At 67.6% G+C, this 18,104-nt stretch carries 17 protein-coding genes and 2 tRNA genes; 12 read left to right on the top strand and 7 right to left on the bottom strand.

Features of this window, described 5'->3' with window-relative positions:
* On the top strand, positions 1-1,305 hold a 1,305-nt coding region (dnaA, locus tag DM816_RS17815), incomplete at its 5' end, for a chromosomal replication initiator protein DnaA (RefSeq protein ID WP_246002014.1).
* Here dnaA and DM816_RS17820 read toward each other — a convergent pair.
* On the bottom strand, positions 1,302-1,964 hold the full coding sequence (locus DM816_RS17820; RefSeq protein ID WP_117211372.1) for a hypothetical protein: 663 nt from the start codon (positions 1,962-1,964) through the stop codon (positions 1,302-1,304). The two genes, dnaA and DM816_RS17820, sit on opposite strands and share 4 nt — an antisense overlap.
* Entirely contained in the window at positions 1,961-2,452 is a 492-nt protein-coding gene (locus DM816_RS17825; RefSeq protein ID WP_342768724.1) for a SigE family RNA polymerase sigma factor, read from the bottom strand. The genes DM816_RS17820 and DM816_RS17825 overlap by 4 nt, the downstream gene beginning before the upstream one ends.
* 541 nt (positions 2,453-2,993) lie before the next feature.
* On the opposite strand from DM816_RS17825, the gene dnaN reads away from it, so the two are divergent.
* The 4 genes from dnaN to DM816_RS17845 all read left to right on the top strand — a co-directional run bounded on the left by dnaN (position 2,994) and on the right by DM816_RS17845 (position 6,639).
* Positions 2,994-4,139: a DNA polymerase III subunit beta gene (gene dnaN / locus DM816_RS17830; RefSeq protein WP_117211400.1), complete on the top strand. Its 1,146-nt coding sequence runs from the start codon at positions 2,994-2,996 to the stop codon at positions 4,137-4,139.
* A gap of 6 nt (positions 4,140-4,145) precedes the next feature.
* Positions 4,146-5,018 carry a phosphogluconate dehydrogenase (NAD(+)-dependent, decarboxylating) gene (gnd, locus tag DM816_RS17835; protein ID WP_117211373.1) on the top strand — a complete coding sequence of 291 codons (873 nt, stop codon included), beginning with the start codon at positions 4,146-4,148 and terminating at the stop codon, positions 5,016-5,018.
* A 63-nt stretch (positions 5,019-5,081) separates the two neighbouring features.
* The gene (recF, locus tag DM816_RS17840; RefSeq protein ID WP_117211374.1) at positions 5,082-6,176 is read left to right on the top strand and encodes a DNA replication/repair protein RecF; all 1,095 of its coding nucleotides are present in this window, start codon (positions 5,082-5,084) and stop codon (positions 6,174-6,176) included.
* Positions 6,169-6,639 carry a DciA family protein gene (locus tag DM816_RS17845; protein WP_246002015.1) on the top strand — a complete coding sequence of 157 codons (471 nt, stop codon included), beginning with the start codon at positions 6,169-6,171 and terminating at the stop codon, positions 6,637-6,639. The genes recF and DM816_RS17845 overlap by 8 nt, the downstream gene beginning before the upstream one ends.
* A 232-nt stretch (positions 6,640-6,871) precedes the next feature.
* Here DM816_RS17845 and DM816_RS17850 read toward each other — a convergent pair whose 3' ends face one another.
* A complete protein-coding gene (locus DM816_RS17850; RefSeq protein WP_117211376.1) occupies positions 6,872-7,426 on the bottom strand; it encodes a hypothetical protein in 555 nt (184 codons plus the stop codon).
* Positions 7,427-7,643: 217 nt separating this feature from the next.
* On the opposite strand from DM816_RS17850, the gene gyrB reads away from it, so the two are divergent.
* From gyrB to DM816_RS17875, 6 genes are all read left to right on the top strand, one after another.
* Entirely contained in the window at positions 7,644-9,581 is a 1,938-nt protein-coding gene (gene gyrB, locus DM816_RS17855; RefSeq protein ID WP_117211377.1) for a DNA topoisomerase (ATP-hydrolyzing) subunit B, read from the top strand.
* A 28-nt stretch (positions 9,582-9,609) separates the two neighbouring features.
* Positions 9,610-12,096, top strand: coding sequence for a DNA gyrase subunit A (gyrA, locus tag DM816_RS17860; protein WP_117211378.1), 2,487 nt, complete (start codon positions 9,610-9,612; stop codon positions 12,094-12,096).
* A gap of 3 nt (positions 12,097-12,099) precedes the next feature.
* Entirely contained in the window at positions 12,100-12,840 is a 741-nt protein-coding gene (locus DM816_RS17865; protein ID WP_117211379.1) for a DUF3566 domain-containing protein, read from the top strand.
* 160 nt (positions 12,841-13,000) lie between these two features.
* Positions 13,001-13,074: transfer RNA gene (locus DM816_RS17870), tRNA-Ile, on the top strand.
* Between the two features lie 155 nt (positions 13,075-13,229).
* Positions 13,230-13,361 carry a DLW-39 family protein gene (locus DM816_RS43815; protein ID WP_211588750.1) on the top strand — a complete coding sequence of 44 codons (132 nt, stop codon included), beginning with the start codon at positions 13,230-13,232 and terminating at the stop codon, positions 13,359-13,361.
* A gap of 22 nt (positions 13,362-13,383) precedes the next feature.
* Positions 13,384-13,459, top strand: a tRNA-Ala gene (locus DM816_RS17875).
* A 742-nt stretch (positions 13,460-14,201) separates the two neighbouring features.
* Here the strand turns inward: DM816_RS17875 and DM816_RS17880 are convergent.
* On the bottom strand, positions 14,202-14,756 hold the full coding sequence (locus tag DM816_RS17880) for a dihydrofolate reductase family protein (RefSeq protein WP_117211380.1): 555 nt from the start codon (positions 14,754-14,756) through the stop codon (positions 14,202-14,204).
* 107 nt (positions 14,757-14,863) lie between these two features.
* Between DM816_RS17880 and DM816_RS17885 the strand changes: the two genes are divergently transcribed.
* Complete coding sequence (locus DM816_RS17885; RefSeq protein WP_117211381.1) at positions 14,864-15,349, top strand: winged helix-turn-helix transcriptional regulator; 486 nt, start codon at positions 14,864-14,866, stop codon at positions 15,347-15,349.
* 68 nt (positions 15,350-15,417) lie between these two features.
* Here DM816_RS17885 and DM816_RS42650 read toward each other — a convergent pair whose 3' ends face one another.
* The 3 genes from DM816_RS42650 to DM816_RS17900 form a co-directional block, all read right to left on the bottom strand.
* A complete protein-coding gene (locus DM816_RS42650) occupies positions 15,418-15,801 on the bottom strand; it encodes a hypothetical protein (RefSeq protein WP_162907579.1) in 384 nt (127 codons plus the stop codon).
* A gap of 90 nt (positions 15,802-15,891) precedes the next feature.
* Positions 15,892-17,073 carry an aminoglycoside phosphotransferase family protein gene (locus DM816_RS17895; RefSeq protein WP_117211382.1) on the bottom strand — a complete coding sequence of 394 codons (1,182 nt, stop codon included), beginning with the start codon at positions 17,071-17,073 and terminating at the stop codon, positions 15,892-15,894.
* A 58-nt stretch (positions 17,074-17,131) separates the two neighbouring features.
* Entirely contained in the window at positions 17,132-18,043 is a 912-nt protein-coding gene (locus DM816_RS17900) for a LysR family transcriptional regulator (protein ID WP_117211383.1), read from the bottom strand.
* Between the last annotated feature and the right edge of the window lie 61 nt (positions 18,044-18,104).

The following is an 18,104-nucleotide window of genomic DNA, read 5'->3' on the forward strand; positions in this document are numbered from 1 at the left end:
CCGCCCAGTCCCGCCTCCCCGCCCCCCGCCCTGGCTCACAATCCGTACCACCAACAACAGATCGCACCGGCGGATGATGAGGACGCGCTGTTCTCGGTGCCGCAGCCACGCCCGGCGGAAAGGGCGCCGCAAGCCCAGGCGCAGCCACCGGCCATGGCGCACGTGATGGATCGCGCCCCCCGGCTCGGCGACCCGATGCAGGATCTGCTGCCGCCACCGCCGCAGTCGTTCCCGATCCCGGGCAGGCAGCCGGGCCCGTCGCCGCAGCCGGACTCCAACGGGCCGAAGCTCAACCCGAAGTACCGCTTCGAGACGTTCGTCATCGGGTCGTCCAACCGGTTCGCGCACGCCGCGGCGGTCGCGGTGGCCGAGTCGCCGGCGAAGGCCTACAACCCGCTGTTCATCTACGGCGGGTCGGGGCTGGGCAAAACCCATCTGCTGCACGCGATCGGGCACTACGCCAAGGAGCTCGGGCATGCGCACCGGGTGCGCTACGTGTCGACCGAGGAGTTCACCAACGACTACATCAACTCGGTGCGCGACAACCGGGGCCACGACTTTCAGCGGCGCCACCGCGAGGTGGACATCCTGCTCATCGACGACATCCAGTTCCTTGAGAAGAAGGAGCGCACGCAGGAGGAGTTCTTCCACACGTTCAACACGCTGCACAACGCCAACAAGCAGATCGTGATCTCGTCGGACCGCTCGCCCAAGGCACTGGCCACATTGGAGGATCGGCTGCGCACCCGGTTCGAGTGGGGGCTGCTGGCCGACATCACGCCGCCGGATCTGGAGACCCGGATCGCGATCCTGCAGAAGAAGGCGGCGCAGGAGCGCATGAACGCGCCCGGTGACGTGCTGGAGTTCATCGCCTCGCGGGTGGCCAACTCGATCCGCGAGCTCGAAGGCGCGTTGATCCGCGTCACCGCCTACGCCAACCTGTCGCGCAGCGCCGTGACCCTGCCGGTCGCCGAGGAGGTGCTGCGCGACTTCATCCCGGACGAGCAGGCACCCGAGATCACCGCTGACCAGATCATGGCGTCCACATCGGACTATTTCGGGGTGAGCCTGGAGGACCTGCGCGGGCACTCGCGCTCCCGGGTGCTGGTCAACGCGCGCCAGGTCGCCATGTATCTGTGCCGCGAGCTGACCGACCTGTCGCTGCCCCGCATCGGGCAGGCCTTCGGCGGCCGCGACCACACCACCGTGATGCACGCCGATCGGAAGATCCGCCAGCAGATGGCGGAGCGGCGATCCCTGTACAACCAGATCGCCGAACTCACCAACCGGATCAAACAGAATTAGTCGATCCGGTACCGCTTGATCTGCCCGTTGATCGTGACGTGCAGCTCACTGCCCACCGCCTCGATCTTGGTGGCGTCCAGGAACTCGGTGTAAGGCTGGTCCACCAGCAGGGTCGCGTTCTTGGTCGTGTCGGGCAGCGGGTAGAGGTGGATCCGCCGCAGCGGGCTGCCCGCGCCGGCCCGGACTTCGATGAGCGCCGCCGCGATGCCGCGATCCGGAAAGACCGCCGACGAGATGAGCCGCGCGTCGTAGATCGTGTTGATCTCCACTGTGCCGACGCCGTCGGTGAACTGGCAGACGCCCCGGCCCGCCGGAATGACGACTTCGAGCTTCGCGTTGCGCAGGTCGATCGATGAGGGCCCGGTCGCCACATGTGAAGGGCTCGCGTCCGGTGTCTGGCTCGGGACAGCCGTGGCGGTCGGGGTGAGAGTAGGGGTCGGATCCAGCGCGCTGGGCCCTATCTCCAGCGGCACGCCGCCCGTGCGCATCTGTGTCACGCCGAAGACCACCGCGGCGAGCGCAACCGCCGCAGAGGCCGTGCTTGCCGCGTGCACGCGCCGCGCCCGCCGGCGCGAGCCCGCGATGACACGGTCATAAAGGTCGGCCGAATTGGCCTGGTCGGCCAGCGCCGCCAGCTGGCGCCGGAGCATGTCGCTCACAGCGGTGCCCCCTCTCGTAATGCCGTGACGGCACGTAGTTTGGCCAATGCCTTGCTGGTCTGGGATTTCACGGTGCCGACGCTCACGCCGAGCACCTCTGCCGTCGCCGCCTCCGTGAGGTCCTCGAAGTACCGCAACACGACCACGGCCCGCTGCCTGGGCGGCAGGGTCGCCAGCGCCGCCCGCAGCGCGAGCTGCGCCACGTGCTCCTCGTCACGTGGACCCGGCACGGTCGTGGGCTCCGGCACCTCACCCGTGGAGATCTCCGCCCGGCGCGTGCGGCGCCACCACGAGATCTGCAGGTGATACATGACCTTCCGCGTATACGCCTCGGGATTGCTGTAGCGCAAGCGTTTCCAGGCCCGATGGGTGCGGATGAGCGCGTCCTGCACCAGGTCCTCAGCCCTGTGCTGATCGCCCGCGAGCAGGTACGCGGTCCGGATCAGGGCGTGGCTGCGCGCCCGGACGAACGACTCGAACTCCTCCATGCGTGAACTAAGGCCTCCGGCCCGCCGAAAGGTTGTCCACATCATCCGTGGATAACCCGGTGGATTTCCTGTGGACGGGCTGTGGATTGCTGTGGACAGAAAAAGGGCCAAAAATCTTGCTGTGGAGAACGTGTGGACGGGGCTCCATGATCAGTGGACAACTCTTCATGATCCGTGGATATCGCTGTGGGAAACTCGATCCGGCGTTCTCCACAGTTTGGGGATAACCCATGGGGATGAGCGGTGGATAACCTGTGGACGGCAGTGGAAAAGAGTGCGCCGTCATCCACATGTGGATAAGCGGGCGGGTTGTCCACGCACCGGTCCACAACTCCTCCACAGCCATGCAGGCATGTTGAGCAGTGGAAACGCCGGTTATCCCCAGTTTCCACAGGCCCTAAGAAGAACCTGGGTTTTATCTCTAATAGAGAAAACAAAACAAAATCACCGCGGCTCGATCTGTGGATTGGATCCTGCGAAACCGAGATCGACCGTGAGGGCATATGGTCGTATCCGTTAGGCAACAGCTGGGAGGGGCATGATGAAGTTCCGGGTGGAGCGCGACGCGCTCGCCGATGCCGTGGCGTGGACCGCGAAGAGCCTGCCGAGCAGGCCGTCCGTGCCGGTGCTCGCCGGTGCGATGCTGCGCGTGACCGACGGTCGGCTGCAGGTCTCAGGCTTCGACTACGAGGTGTCCAACCAGGTTGACGTCGAAGTGCAGGCAGACGCCGACGGGGCAACGCTCGTCTCCGGCCGTCTGCTCGCCGAGATTACCAAGGCCCTGCCGGCCAAGCCGGTCGAGATGGCCGCGGTCGGCTCGCACCTGGAGCTGGTCTGCGGCAGTGCCCGGTTCACCCTTCCGACGATGCCGGTCGAGGACTACCCCAGCCTGCCCGAGTTGCCCGCGAGTGCCGGCCGGGTCGACGCGCCCACCTTCGCCGCCGCCGTCGCACAGGTCGCCATGGCCGCGGGCCGCGACGAGACGCTGCCGATGATGACCGGCGTGCGCATCGAGCTGTCCGGCGACAAACTCGCGCTGCTTGCCACCGACCGATACCGCCTGGCCGTGCGCGAGATCACGTGGGCTCCCGACGACCCATCCATCGATGTCAACGCGCTTGTCCCGGCGCGCACGCTGGCCGACACCGCCAAGACCCTCGGCCCGCTCGGCGGTGAGGTGACCATCGCGCTGGGCGGCAGTGGCGGCGGCGCCGGCGAAGGCATGATCGGGTTTGTGGGCGGCACGCGCCGCACGACGAGCCGCCTGCTCGACGGGCAGTCCTACCCGCCGGTGCGCTCGCTGTTCGCCCCGAGCTATTCCTCCGAGGCGCGCGTGACCGTGCCCGCGCTGATCGAGGTCGTCAAGCGCGTGGCGCTGGTTGCGGAGAAGGCGACCCCGGTGCGGTTGAGCTTCAGCGAGGACGGTCTCGTTGTCGAGGCCGGCGGCACCGAGGAGGCGCGCGCGAGCGAGGCGATGGAGACCGTCGTGCCGTTCACCGGTGAGACCATGACGGTCGCGTTCAACCCGCAATATCTGCTTGAGGGGCTGAGTGCGCTGGGCGCGCCGACCGCAGTCTTCTCCTTCAACGACCCGTTCAAGCCCGCGGTTATCACGCCTGCGGGCGAGGATGGTGCGGTGATCGAAGGCTTCCGTTACCTGATCATGCCCATTCGCGTCGGAAGGTAGGGGCACATGCAACTCGGACTCATCGGCCTGGGCAGGATGGGCGGCAACATGCGCGAGCGGCTGCGCGCCGCCGGGCATGAGGTCGTCGGCTACGACCGCAACCCCGACGTGTCGGACGCCACGGACCTTGCCGACATGGTCGGCAAGCTGAGCGCGCCGCGCGTCGTGTGGACGATGGTCCCGGCCGGTGAGGTCACCGAGCAGACCATCGACGCGCTCATTCCGCTGCTGCAGCCCGGCGATGTGGTCATCGACGGTGGCAACTCGAAGTTCAGCGACGACGGGCCGCGGGCCGCGCGGCTGGCCGAGCACGGCATCGGCTACCTCGACGTGGGCGTGTCGGGTGGCGTGTGGGGCCGGCAGTACGGTTACGCGCTCATGGTCGGCGGGTCGGACGAAGACGTGGCCAAGGCCATGCCCATCTTCGAGGCGCTCAAGCCGGAGGGCGAGTTCGGGTTCGTGCACGCGGGCCCGGTCGGTGCCGGGCACTACGCCAAGATGGTCCACAACGGCATCGAGTATGGACTCATGCACGCCTATGCCGAGGGCTTCGAGCTGCTTGAGGCGTCCGAGCTGGTGACCAACGTGCCGGGGGTGTTCAAATCGTGGCGCGAGGGCACGGTCGTGCGCTCCTGGTTGCTCGACCTGCTCGACCGCGCGCTGGAGGAGGACCCCCACCTGGACGGGCTGAAGGGCTACGCCGAGGACACGGGCGAGGGTCGCTGGACGGTTGAGGAGGGGATCCGGCTCGCCGTGCCCATGCACGTGATCGCGGCGTCGCTGTTCGCCCGGTTCGCCTCGCGCCAGGAGGACTCGCCCGCGATGAAGGCCATTGCCGCGCTGCGCCAGCAGTTCGGTGGGCACGCCGTCAAGAAATAGCGATTGGAATGAATGCTCGCTGCCGCCCCTTCACCCGGCGGCGAACCCATGTGAAGGGCTGACATGCACGTCCGGCGGCTGGAGCTCGTGGACGTGCGGTCCTATGAGCGCGCTGCCGTGGAGCTCGAGCCCGGGGCGTCCGTCCTCATAGGACCCAACGGCGTGGGCAAGACCAACCTTGTCGAGGCGCTGGGCTATGTCGCCACGCTGGCGAGCCACCGCGTGTCCACCGATCAGCCGCTGGTCCGGGTGGGCGCCGACCGGGGCGTGATCCGGTGCGACATCGTGCACGAGGGACGCGAGCTGCTCGTCGAGCTGGAAATCGTTCCGGGCAAGGCGAATCGTGCCCGGCTCGGGCGTTCGCCGGTGCGGCGGGCCCGTGACGTCCTGGGCGCGCTGCGGCTCGTGTTGTTCGCGCCGGAGGATCTGGCGCTGGTGCGCGGCGAGCCCGAACAGCGCCGCCGCTATCTCGACGATCTGCTGGTGGCCAGGCAGCCCCGCATGGCCGGGGTGCGGGCCGACTACGAGCGGGTGCTCAAGCAGCGCAACGCGTTGCTGCGCAGCGCCTATCTGGCACGCAAGGTGGCCGGGCGGGGTGGCGATCTGTCCACTTTGGAGGTCTGGGACCACCACCTGGCCGAGCACGGCGCGAAGCTGCTCACGGCCCGGCTCGCGCTTGCCGATGCCCTCGCGCCGCACCTGGAGGAGGCCTATCGGCTGGTCAGCGCAGGCCAGGGCAAGGCAGTGATGGAATACAAGGCCACGGCGACACCGACGTCCATTTTGGACGAGCTGGCTTCCGTCAAGGATGAGGAAATCGCGCGGGGCACGACCCTAGTCGGGCCGCACCGCGACGACCTGCTGCTGCGCCTTGGCGATCTGCCGGTGCGCGGCTACGCCAGCCACGGCGAATCCTGGTCATATGCACTGGCGCTGCGGCTGGCCTCCTATACGCTGCTGCGCTCCGAGGGCATCGAGCCTGTCCTGGTACTGGATGATGTCTTTGCCGAATTGGACACAGGGCGCCGGGAGCGCCTCGCCGACCTGGTGAGGGACGCGGCACAGGTCCTGATCACATGCGCCGTGGAGGCCGATGTGCCGCAATCGTTGCACGGCAATCGTTATCTGGTACAGCCCGGCGAGGTGCACCGTGTCTGACGAGCCCAAGGGTCCGGAGTTGGCGCGGGCCGCGCTGGAGGCCGCGCTGCGCAACCGTGCGTCCCGGGTCAAGCCGAAGGAAGCCGCGCCGGTCAAGAAGAGACGCGGCTATTCCGGTGCCGGGCCGGACCCCCGCGACCCGGCCAAGTTCAGCGACGTGCTGGCCAACCTGGTCAAGGCGCGCGGCTGGGAGCGGCCCGCGGCCGAGGCGACCCTGTTCGGCGCGTGGGAGACCGTGGTCGGGCCGGACATCGCCGGGCACAGCCGCCCGATGACGCTGTCCGACGGCGAGCTGACCATCGAGGCCGAGTCGACCGCGTGGGCCACGCAGCTGCGCCTGCTCAACAAGTCGATCCTGACCCGGATCGCCTCCGTCGTGGGCCACAACGTCGTGACGAAGCTGCGCATCCACGGCCCGGCCGCCCCGGCGCGGCAGAAAGGGCAGTGGCGCGTCCGCAAGTAGCGGCGCCGCCGCACATCAGCCACAACCGCAAGTCCGACGCCCGACTCCCTGACCGTGGACGGCAAGGCGTGCGCGACCGGCGGCGCCCGCCCGTTCGTCAGACCACCACGCCGACGCTGCGGGCGGGCGTGACCGACCCGGACGGCGACCTGATGGACGCGTACTTCCGGTGGGCCAGGTCGTCCTTTGTGGACGAGCCAGGTGCCCGGGGCGAAGCGCGGCTCGTAGGAGCTCAGCTCTCCGCGTACACGGCGAAACCCCGGTCGGCGCAGCGGCGGTAGAACCGCGCGAGCACGGCGAACTCGGAGAGCGGGAAGCTCCACTGTGGCGGGCCGCCCCCGTCGTCGCGCAGGTCGTCGAGGCGCTGCTCCAGCCAGCGCAGCTGCGCTTCGGCCAGGCGCGCTTCGGCGAGGGCCGTCCGCAGCAGCTCGGCGACGGTCTCGAAGGTCACGGTGTGCCCGTAACTTTCGTGCCCCTCGACGAACTTCTCCAGCCCGCCCGCGATCCAGGCGCAGCCGTCCGGGTCGATCACCGGGTCTTCGTCCTCCTCGGCCGCCTCTGTGGCGTAGAGCACGCCCTTGAGCCCGAGCAGGAGATCGACCACCTCGGTGTACGCAGTGGCCCGGACGGTGCCGGTGCGGGCTATGTGCCCGGCGAGCGCCGCCGTTGGTGCCGCCGTCTCCGGCCGGTCTGCCAGCTCAGCGAAGTCGACGAACTCCGCCGGCGCGACCGGGTCGTAAAACCGGCCGGTCGCGGGCCACTGAACAGCGACGTTATCCAGACCCATCGGTGCCTCTTTCGCCAGTAAGAGGAAAGCGAGTGCAACTTACGGCATCGCGGGCGTGTCGCGCTAGGCGTGCCTGTCCCGTGTAGGGGGAGTTGCGGGTGGAGCGTTTCGGGCACCTGCGGCGCTGTCAGGTACCCGCACGGTGCCGCCAGCGCACGGTTGTCGGTCCCGCCCAGTAGGATTACGGGGCATTCCTAATCCATCCGAGGGGACATTCGTGGCTGGCAGCAGCAAACAGGAGTATGGCGCAGAGTCCATCACCGTGCTCGAGGGGCTGGAGGCCGTCCGCAAGCGGCCGGGTATGTACATCGGCTCCACGGGCGAGCGCGGCCTGCATCACCTGGTGCAGGAGGTGGTCGACAACGCGGTCGACGAGGCAATGGCCGGTTACTGCGACACGATCGACGTCGTGCTGCTTGCCGACGGCGGGGTGCGCGTGGTCGACAACGGGCGTGGCTTCCCGGTTGACCTGCATCCCAAGCTCAAGAAGCCGGGCGTCGAGGTCGCGCTGACCGTGCTGCACGCCGGTGGCAAGTTCGACGGCAAGGCCTATCAGGTCTCCGGCGGTCTGCACGGCGTGGGCGTCTCCGTGGTCAACGCGCTGTCGGTGCGCATGGAGGTCGTGATCCACAAGGACGGTTTCGTGTGGCGCCAGGAATACCACGACTCCAAGCCGGGCCCGCTGGTCAAGGGCGAGGCCACCAACCGCACCGGATCGTCGGTTGCGTTCTGGCCCGACGCCAAGATCTTCGAGACCACCGAGTTCAACTTCGAGACCATCTATCGCCGGCTGCAGGAGATGGCGTTCCTCAACCGCGGGCTGACCATCCACCTGCGCGACGAGCGGGCGGAGGGCGACGAGGTGCGCGAGGTCACCTTCCTCTACAAGGGCGGCATCAGCGACTTCGTGCGGCACCTCAACAACACCAAGAGCCCCATCCACAAGTCCGTGATCGAGTTCGGGGCCGACGGCGAGGGCATGGCGCTTGAGGTCGCGATGCAGTGGAACGAGTCCTACGGTGAGTCGGTCTACACGTTCGCCAACACGATCAACACGCACGAGGGCGGCACGCATGAGGAGGGCTTCCGCGCGGCCCTCACGACCGTGGTGAACAAATACGGTACCGACAAAAAGATCTTGAAAGGTGACGAGAAGCTCACGGGCGAGGACATCCGCGAGGGCCTTGCCGCGATCATCTCGGTGAAGCTGGCCAACCCGCAGTTCGAGGGCCAGACCAAGACCAAGCTGGGCAACACCGAGGTCAAGAGCTTCGTGCAGAAGCTGTGCAACGAGTGGCTGGCCGACTGGCTGGAGCGCAACCCTGCCGAGGGGAAGATCATCATCTCGAAGGCGTCGCAGGCCGCGCGCGCCCGGGTCGCGGCCGCGCAGGCGCGCAAGCTCGCCCGGCGCAAGTCGCTGCTTGAGTCCGGCTCGATGCCCGGCAAGCTGGCCGACTGCCAGTCCACCGACCCGCGTGCGTGCGAGCTGTTCATCGTCGAGGGCGACTCGGCCGGCGGCTCGGCCAAGCAGGGCCGCGATCCGCGGGTGCAGGCCATCCTGCCGATCCGCGGCAAGATCCTCAACGTGGAGAAGGCGCGCATCGACCGCGTGCTGAAAAACAATGAGGTCCAGGCCCTGATCACCGCGCTTGGCACCGGCATCCATGACGAATTCGACATTGAGAAGTTGCGGTACCACAAGGTGGTGCTCATGGCCGACGCCGATGTCGACGGGCAGCACATCCAGACGCTGCTGATGACGCTGCTGTTCCGGTTCATGCGGCCGTTGGTCGAGCTGGGCCACGTCTACCTCGCGTCGCCCCCGCTCTACAAGATCAAGTGGAACAAGCGCGGCGACGACTTCCAGTACGCGTACTCCGACAAGGAGCGCGACGGCCTGATCCGGCTGCGTCAGGAGACCAAGCCCAACGCGAAGCCCGACGACGTCCAGCGGTTCAAGGGTCTCGGCGAGATGAACTACCCCGAGCTGTGGGAGACCACGATGAACCCGGCCACGCGCACCCTGCGCCAGGTCACCCTGGACGACGCCGCCACCGCCGACGAGCTGTTCAGCGTGCTGATGGGCGAAGACGTCGAGGCGCGCCGCTCGTTCATCCAGCGCAACGCCAAAGACGTGCGCTTCCTAGACATCTGACAGCCAATTCTTCAAAGGATTCGACTAAGTGAGCGAGACTCCCGAGACGACGTTTGAGCACGGCCGTGTGGAGCCGGTCGGGCTTGAAGTGGAAATGCAGCGGTCCTACCTCGACTACGCGATGAGCGTGATCGTGGGCCGTGCCCTGCCTGATGTGCGCGACGGCCTGAAACCCGTGCACCGCAAGATTTTGTACGCCATGTACGACGGCGGCTTCCGGCCCGACCGGGGTTACTTCAAGTGCGCCCGGGTCGTCGGCGAGGTCATGGGCAACTACCACCCGCACGGCGACACGGCCATCTACGACTCGCTGGTGCGCATGGCGCAGCCATGGTCGTTGCGATACCCGCTGATCGACGGCAACGGCAACTTCGGCTCGCCCGGCAACGATCCCGCGGCGGCCATGCGTTACACCGAGTGCCGGCTCGATCCGCTGGCGATGGAGTTGCTGCGCGATATCGACGAGGACGCGGTCGAGTTTCAGCCCAACTACGACGGGCGCAACCAGGAGCCGATGATCCTGCCGTCGCGCTTCCCCAACCTGCTGGTCAACGGGTCTGAGGGCATCGCGGTCGGCATGGCCACGAAGATCCCGCCGCACAACCTGCGCGAGATCGGGGCGGCTGTGCAGTGGTGCCTGGAGCACCCCGAGGCCGAAGAGGCCGAGACGCTCGACGCGGTGCTCAAGATTGTGAAGGGGCCCGACTTCCCGACGCGTGGTCTGATCGTCGGCACGACGGCGATCGAGGAGGCGTACCGGACGGGCCGTGGGTCCATCCGCATGCGCGCGGTGGTCGAGGTGGAGGAGGACCGCAAGGGCCGGCCGTGCCTGATCGTCACCGAGCTGCCGTACCAGGTCAACCCCGACAACCTGGCCGAGCGCATCGCCGAGCTGGTCAAGGAGGGCAAGCTCGGCGGGCTGGCCGACATCCGCGACGAGTCGAGCGGCCGCACCGGCATGCGGCTGGTGCTCGTGCTCAAGCGCGACGCCGTGGCCAAGGTCGTGCTCAACAACCTGTACAAGCACACGCAGCTGCAGGAGACGTTCGGCGCCAACATGCTGGCGCTCGTCGACGGGGTGCCGCGCACGCTCAACCTCGCGCAGTTCCTGCGCTACTACGTGGCGCACCAGATCGAGGTCATCCAGCGGCGCACGGCCTACCGGCTGCGCAAGGCCGAGGAGCGGGCCCACATCCTGCGCGGTCTGGTCAAGGCGCTCGACGCGCTCGACGAGGTCATCGCGCTCATCCGGCGCTCGCCCACGGTCGACGAGGCCCGCACGGGCCTGATCCAGCTGCTCGACATCGACGAGATCCAGGCGACCGCGATCCTGGACATGCAGCTGCGCCGGCTCGCTGCCCTGGAGCGGCAGAAGATCGTCGACGAGCTGGCGAGGATCGAGATTGAGATCAAGGACCTGAAGGACATTCTCGCGAAGCCGGAGCGTCAGCGGAAGATCATCTCCGATGAGCTCGGCGGGATCATCGAGAAGTGGGGCGACGAACGGCGCACGAAGATCATCCCGTTTGACGGGGAGGTCTCGATGGAGGACCTCATCGCGCGTGAGGACGTCGTGGTCACCATTACCCGTACCGGATATGCGAAACGGACCAAGATTGACCTCTACCGCTCGCAGAAGCGCGGCGGCAAGGGCGTCGCGGGCGCGGCGCTGCGGCAGGACGACATCGTCAGCCACTTCTTCGTCAGTTCGACGCACGACTGGATGCTGTTCTTCACCAACAAGGGCCGGGTATACCGGGCCAAGGCCTATGAGCTGCCGGAGGCGTCGCGCACGGCACGCGGGCAGCACGTGGCAAACCTGCTCGCGTTCCAGCCCGATGAGCACATCGCCCAGGTAATTCGGATCCAGAATTACGAAGTGGCCCCATATCTGGTCCTGGCGACTAAGAATGGCCTCGTGAAGAAGACCGCGCTGGCCGAGTTCGACTCCAACCGAAGCGGCGGCATCATCGCGATCAACCTGCGCGACGAGGACGAGCTCGTCGGCGCGGCCCTGAATTCCGCTGACGACGATTTGTTGTTGGTGAGCAAGCAGGCGCAGGCCATCCGGTTCAACGCCACAGATGAGGCGTTGCGCCCCATGGGCCGGGCAACATCTGGTGTGATTGGGATGAGATTCGGCGATGGCGACGAATTGCTTGCTATGGAGGTCGTCCAAGAGGGTATGGAAATGGACGTCCTAGTGGCGACAAACGGGGGATATGCCAAACGCACTCCGATCGAGGAGTATCCGATCCAGGGTCGGGGCGGCAAGGGAGTCCTGACCGCAAAGATCACGGAACGCCGTGGCGGACTGGTGGGCGCGGTCGTTATCAGCCCAGAAGACGAGCTCTTCGCCATTACCAGCAATGGCGGAGTTATTCGGACTCCGGTGAAGCCCGTGCGCAGGACGCGCGATAGGAACACAATGGGTGTCAAGCTGATGGACCTCCCAGAAGGCGTGACCCTCGTCGCCATTGCCCGTAATGCCGACGAGCCGGACGAACAGGACTAGTGCATGACCGAGACACAGGCGATGTCGGAGACCGCGGGGACTCCGACGGATCAGCCCGACCAAGGTCCCAATGAGCCGGCCGCCGCGGCGTCTGCGAGTGCAGCGGCAGCGGTGGACGGCAAAGTGGCCATGGGGCGTGCGACAGTCCCCGCCGACCAGTCCGAAGCGACCACAGCCAGCGGGCCCGCCTTCACCAGGCCGGCTGGCATGCCCACGCCGCCCGCGGAGGACGGCAAAAAGGGCGACAAGCCGATAGGCAGGACGGCGATGGGCGCGGCGACGCTGCGCTCGGTCGTCAACAGCGCCACCGCCGGCGCTGTGCGAGTGACCGAGGCCGTGCGCGCGGCGCGGACCACCGCGACGGTGGGCGCCTCACGCGGGCCACGCCGGGCGAGGCTCAGCATCAAGCGGGTCGATCCCTGGTCGGTGATGAAGTTTTCCTTCGCCGTGTCCTTCGTTCTGCTCGTCGTCATCATCGTGGCGACCTCGGTGCTTTATCTGGCACTCGACGCCATGGGCGTATTCACGTCGGTCAACAAGACGCTGGCCGAGCTGTTCACCTCGCAGGGCGGGGGCGGCGACCCGTTTAAGATCACCGCAGGTGGCGTGATCGGGGTCTCGGCCATCCTCGGCGCAATCAACGTGGTGCTGTTCACCGCGCTGATGACCCTGGGCGCGTTCGTCTACAACGTCTGCGCCGACCTGGTGGGCGGCGTGGAGGTGACCCTCGCCGAGCGCGAGTAGATCCGATCTGGTGCCGGTGGCGTGGGAATGCCCATGCCACCGGCACCATGCTGCACGGGTCAGGCATTCTTTGCGTGATCGGCGTGATGTGTCACCGGCGCGGCGCGCCTAACTGGTTTGGGGGATTCCGGAGCCATGAGGTAAGGTTCGTTGTCGCTGAGGGGCTATAGCTCAGTCGGTTAGAGCGCAGAGCTGATAACTCTGAGGTCGATGGTTCGATTCCATCTAGCCCCACGAGCCGGCCGATGCATCGCGGCCCGCCGCGATGCGAGCACCCGGGGCCTGCGCCCTAGGTCCGAGTCGCGGCGGCCGGCCCGGTGGTTCGGAAGGCTCAGTTGTTGCTACACGTGCACCCCGCCTGGCGTCGATGATGTGTTGAGGTGGCCACCATGTTCAAAAAGCTCCTGGTTCTCGCGGGGATCGGAGTCGCCGTCGCGTTGGTGGCCCGCAAAATCAAGACCAGCATCCACGACCGAGAGGTGTGGCACGAGGCGACGACGACCGCGCCAGACCTGCGCTGACGCCAACTCCCTTGCGGAGCCCGGGGCCTTAGCTCAATTGGCAGAGCACCGCCTTTGCAAGGCGGGGGTTAGGGGTTCAAGTCCCCTAGGCTCCACCAGCCCAAATAAAGATCAAAATAGGCTGTACCGGCAGCCGGGTACAGCCACCGGTACAGCCTAGAGCGTTATTGATCTTCCTGTTCCGGCTTCTCCTCCATCATGATCCGATCAATCCTGTCGGCGGCATCCCTTGCCTTGGTGGGCAGGATGTGTCTGTAGGTGTCGGCCGTTAGGCGGATCGTCGAGTGCCCAAGTAGGTCCACCACGGTTCTCAACTCCTGCCCGCTGTGGATGCAGCGTGGACGGCGATCGCTACCGTGCGGCATGTGACTAAACGGCTCCGATGGCTGGTGACCGTGGCGGCCGCAGCCGTGGTCCTCGTGTGTGCCTCGCATGGAAGTTCCAGGTCAGGGAACGCGCCGCCCACGGCCAAACGGTCGACTGGTGGCTCTACATGAAGAGCGAGGATGACCGCTGGACGGTGTGCACTGATGTGCCTGGGCCGCAAACCATGGGCTCGCACGGTAGGCGGGATGTCCTATCGGAGCCGCTGCTGTAACCGGCAATGATGGACTCACCTTCATCTTGATCTTCGTGCAGCCCGGTGCCAACGATCGCTGATAAGTGCCGACTATCTCACCTAGCAGTAGCCGGGCTCGCTGGTTTCCGGTCGGCACAGGGTCCACGCGGCCTGAGCCGTGAGAATCCTCCGTGCCTATGGTTCGGCGTAGCTGCCGTAGGTGCGATGATCTGCCCGGTGGACTGGCCGTGCAAGCAGTCGAGGTAGTGCCAGGGGCAGTCCTAAGCGGGCCGGTATCGCACATTTACGACCGCCGTCGGGTCGCCTTCGCCGACCCGGTGGAGGCGGATCGGGTCGCTGCCGGGGTTGTCGTAAAGCCGGATGCCCTGGCCGAGCAGGACCGGTGCAATGTGGAGGTCGATCTCGTCGATGAGCCCGAGTTCGAGCAACTGGCGTCCGATGGTCGGGGAGAACACTTCGAGGTTTTTGCCGCCTGCAGCCTCCAGCCCGATCCGCACCGCCTCGGCCGGACTGCAGTTCAGGAACGTGACTCCCTCGGCGGGCGTCGCGTCCTCAGGGTGATGGGTCAGCACGAAGAGCGGGCCTTTCCAGGCACCGCCGTAGATCGCGCCGGCGTCCGGGTAGGCGTCCCAACCGTCTCGGCCGCCGAGCACGGCGCCTGTGGTCTCGACGTATTCGTCGGCGAGGCCCGGACGGTGTGTGGTCCCGGCCATCCAGTCCATCGAGTGGTTGGGCCCGGCCACGAAACCGTCCAATGACATCGTGAAGTGCCAGAGCACCTTGCCACCCGCGGTCTGCGGGGCTGTGTCGCTCATGGATCTGCTCCCAAACCAATCTGCTTGCGATATGCAATCGGCAATGGTGACGGTAGGACACCCGATGGTAAATTGCAACCAGTTCGGGTGAGGGCGAGGAGGGCGAGTTGGCGAACCCGGCGCGTTCAGGTTGTCCGATCAATGCCGCGGTCGAGGTGTTCGGCGACAGCTGGAGCCTGCTTGTGTTGCGCGACATCATGTTCGGCGCGCGGCGGCACTTCAGGGAGCTGCTCGCCGGCTCCGAGGAGGGGATCGCCTCCAACATCCTGGCCGACCGGCTCAAGCGGCTGGTGGCTGTGGGCCTGTTGACCCGCGAGGAGGCGGGGCCGGGCCGCCGGGCCGCTTACAGCCTGACCGAGGCCTCGATCGAGTTGGTACCGATCTTCGCCCAGCTTGGCGATTGGGGCCTGCGCCACCGTCCGACCAGCAAGCGGCTGCGGGTGCGCGCGGAACTGCTCGCGGCCGGTGGGCCGGAGCTGTGGGCCGAGTTCATGGCCGAGCTACGGACGATCCATCTGGGCGAACCGGCCCCACCGCGCGAAGGTCCGAGCGTCATGGAGCGTCTGGCGAGCGCTTACGCCGCAGCGCTCTGAAGGTCTGACCGACGGGTGCGGCCCGACCTCGGGGGGCGAGGCCGGGCCGCAGCGTCCGGGCCCGAACGCTAGTCGGCTGAGTCGGCCGAGTTGGCTGAGCCGGCCGAGGCCGCCGAGGCCGCGGAGCTGGCAGAGTTGGCTGAACTGGCCGAAGCCGCGGAGTTGGCTGAGTTTGCCGAGTTGGCTGAGTCGGCTCCGGCCGCCGCGGGGGGTTCCTGAGCCGGCGCGAGCGGGGAATCGGCCGAGTCGTGTCCGGCTGACGAATTGGGCGAATCGGCGGAGCCGGCAATGCCATCGTCGTCCGCGTCGTACTGCGTGTTGACGTGGACCGGGCTCACCTTGTCGTGCAGGTCGATGTGTCCGCTGGCGACGGCGGCGCCGCCGAGGCCCGCGATCAGTGCGGCGGCACCTGCTCCTGCTGCGGCGATCCGCCACGGTCGGCTGATCCTCATGTTGGATGTCCTCCTTCGTCGTGCTTCTGCGTTACCTACGACGGTCCCGGGCCTGGATGAGCTGGGCTTGAGCCGGCGGTGAGAGCTGTCTCATGGAGTCCTCACGGGCGCGTCCGCCAGCCATGCGGCGGCAAGGTCGAGCCGGGCCATGGTGATCGCGGGCCAATCGGGTTCCTGTACCCGGTGTGGGCCCGTGGCCAGGGACAGCACCACGGCAGCGATGCGCCCGCGCAGGACTGCCGGGTCGGTGTGCCGGTCAAACACGGCCAGCCAGTCGGCAGCCAGCCGGTTGATGGCCGGCGCGCGCCGTGGGTCGATCTGGGCCAGCACGCTGAGGTGGCCGATCATGCAGGCCAGGTCGTCCGCGCGGTAGCCCGCTCCGGCAGTGTCCACATCGAGCAGACCCGTGATGCGATCGCCGGTTACCAACAATTGGCTTTCATACAGGTCCCCATGCACCGCGGTGACCGGCTCCGGCTCGTCAAGGGTCGCGAGTTCAGCGGCGAGTTCACCGACCCGGGTGGCCCGTTGCGGCAGTGCCGCTCCGATCACCGCGGCATAATGTCCGGCTCTGTCCAACCACGACACTCGGGGCGGCCCATCAGCCAACCGAGGCGGCAGCCGGTCCAGCACGGAGAGCACCTGCTGCGCGGACGGCACGGCGCCGCCGAGCATCAGTGAGCGCCGCAGTGTCCGGCCAGGCAGAGCCTCCAGCACGAGCAGCCCGTCCACCGTGTACCCGAGGCTGGGCGGCGCAGGCACGCCGCAGCCCGTGAGCAGCCGGTGCCGTTCGTGCAGCGCCACGACCTTCTGGGGCCGGACCACCTTGAGGTACAGCCGCCCGCGCCCGGTGGCGGCCTCGATGACGGCGCGCCGTCCCGGCCGATAGGCCCGTGTGCGCAGCCGCGGAGGCCCGCCACCGTAACCGAACTCGCCTAGCAAGCGCCCGACCGCGCCCGGATCGGTGGCGGCAGCCAGCGCGGGCAGGTACGGATCGTGGGGAAACCGCCAGACCGCGACCCGATCGACACCGTCGTCGAGCACGAGAGCCCCGTCGGGCGCACGCGCGGTGGTGGCTGCGAGCTGTTCCTCGCTCACGCGCCCGTCGGGCCAACCGATGCGTGCCTGGTATCCGACGGTGCAGCCACGACCGGGCTGATTGTCGACGTGAACAGCGCGCCAGGACAACAGCCGCCCGCCCACCGGAGCAAGAGCCGCGGCGAGTGGACCGGCCGCATCCGGTCCGGTCAACAGCCCGAGATCACCAGTCATGTCGTCGAACGGTGCCAGTCCCCGATGAGCCGGCCGTGAGCCGCCGATGAGAACCGTCTCAGGCGGCCGGCGCCGACCTGCCCGTGAGGCGCAGGTGCGACTGGATGGCCTGGACCAGGGCCAACGTCTGTGCCGTGGCGTATTCGGCGGACCACACGATGCCGTAGGTCATGGTGAGCCCCGCGTCGAACGGAACGAACGCCAGGTCGGGCCGGCGCACCGTGCCCGCGAGCGGCGCCGGGGTGGGCAGAACACCGCGCCTGGCCGCCACCAGATCCAGCGCGGTGGTCCAGTTGTCGTGCTCGTCGCCGTCCTGAAAGCCAATGCCCTCGGCCCGCAACCGCGCGATCAGCTGGGCCCACACGCTTCCGGGCGGCCTGCTGCGCGGCATGAGCAGCGTCCGCCGGGCCAACTGTCCAAGGTGGACTCGCGCCGCGCCCGCGAGCGGATCCGCCATGGCCACGGCCAGATGAGTGATCGGGATGTGGAACCGCCCGGTGTAGGCCAGCCCCGGCGGGAACGGCGCGCTCATGATGGCCACCGCGTCGCGCGCCAGCTCCGCCGTTGCCGAGCTCCAACCGGTCGGGCGCAGCTCGACCTTGATGGGCGGGGTGCGCTGGCCGAGCCGCTGCGCGACCTGTGCGGCCAGCGTGCCGGTGAGCGGGCAATAAGCCAGGCGAATGGATCCGCCGGTGGGCAGGGCCAGCCGGGTGGCCTCCGCCGTGAAGGCCCGCGCCCGGTCGAGCAGCTCCTCGGCGTGCGGCAGCAGCAGCTTGCCCGCCTCCGTGAGCTGCACCTGCCGGCTGCTGCGGTCGAACAGACGCAGATCGAGCGTGCGCTCCAGCCGGGCGATGGTCTGGCTGACCGCGGGCTGCGACATGCCGAGCTCCCGCGCCGCCCCCGAGAAGCTCATGCGCTGAGCGACCAGCACATAGCAGGCGATGTCGGCAAGCGGCGGGCCCGGCTCCATCGGCCAAGTATGCCCAGGCACCGACCCATAAGCGAGCGTGATACGGGCCGCGCCGATCGCA

The organism is Allorhizocola rhizosphaerae (assembly GCF_003426775.1).
In the GTDB taxonomy this organism is placed as follows: domain Bacteria; phylum Actinomycetota; class Actinomycetes; order Mycobacteriales; family Micromonosporaceae; genus Allorhizocola; species Allorhizocola rhizosphaerae.

What these genes read in the sequence shown, in the direction of transcription:
- DM816_RS17825 (WP_342768724.1), bottom strand. Translation starts at nt 2,452, where the DNA reads ATGGAGGAGTTCGAGTCGTTCGTCCGGGCGCGCAGCCACGCCCTGATC.
- dnaN (WP_117211400.1), top strand. Translation starts at nt 2,994, where the DNA reads ATGAAGTTCCGGGTGGAGCGCGACGCGCTCGCCGATGCCGTGGCGTGG.
- gnd (WP_117211373.1), top strand. Translation starts at nt 4,146, where the DNA reads ATGCAACTCGGACTCATCGGCCTGGGCAGGATGGGCGGCAACATGCGC.
- recF (WP_117211374.1), top strand. Translation starts at nt 5,082, where the DNA reads ATGCACGTCCGGCGGCTGGAGCTCGTGGACGTGCGGTCCTATGAGCGC.
- DM816_RS17850 (WP_117211376.1), bottom strand. Translation starts at nt 7,426, where the DNA reads ATGGGTCTGGATAACGTCGCTGTTCAGTGGCCCGCGACCGGCCGGTTT.
- DM816_RS17865 (WP_117211379.1), top strand. Translation starts at nt 12,100, where the DNA reads ATGACCGAGACACAGGCGATGTCGGAGACCGCGGGGACTCCGACGGAT.
- DM816_RS43815 (WP_211588750.1), top strand. Translation starts at nt 13,230, where the DNA reads ATGTTCAAAAAGCTCCTGGTTCTCGCGGGGATCGGAGTCGCCGTCGCG.
- DM816_RS17880 (WP_117211380.1), bottom strand. Translation starts at nt 14,756, where the DNA reads ATGAGCGACACAGCCCCGCAGACCGCGGGTGGCAAGGTGCTCTGGCAC.
- DM816_RS42650 (WP_162907579.1), bottom strand. Translation starts at nt 15,801, where the DNA reads ATGAGGATCAGCCGACCGTGGCGGATCGCCGCAGCAGGAGCAGGTGCC.
- DM816_RS17895 (WP_117211382.1), bottom strand. Translation starts at nt 17,073, where the DNA reads ATGACTGGTGATCTCGGGCTGTTGACCGGACCGGATGCGGCCGGTCCA.
- DM816_RS17900 (WP_117211383.1), bottom strand. Translation starts at nt 18,043, where the DNA reads ATGGAGCCGGGCCCGCCGCTTGCCGACATCGCCTGCTATGTGCTGGTC.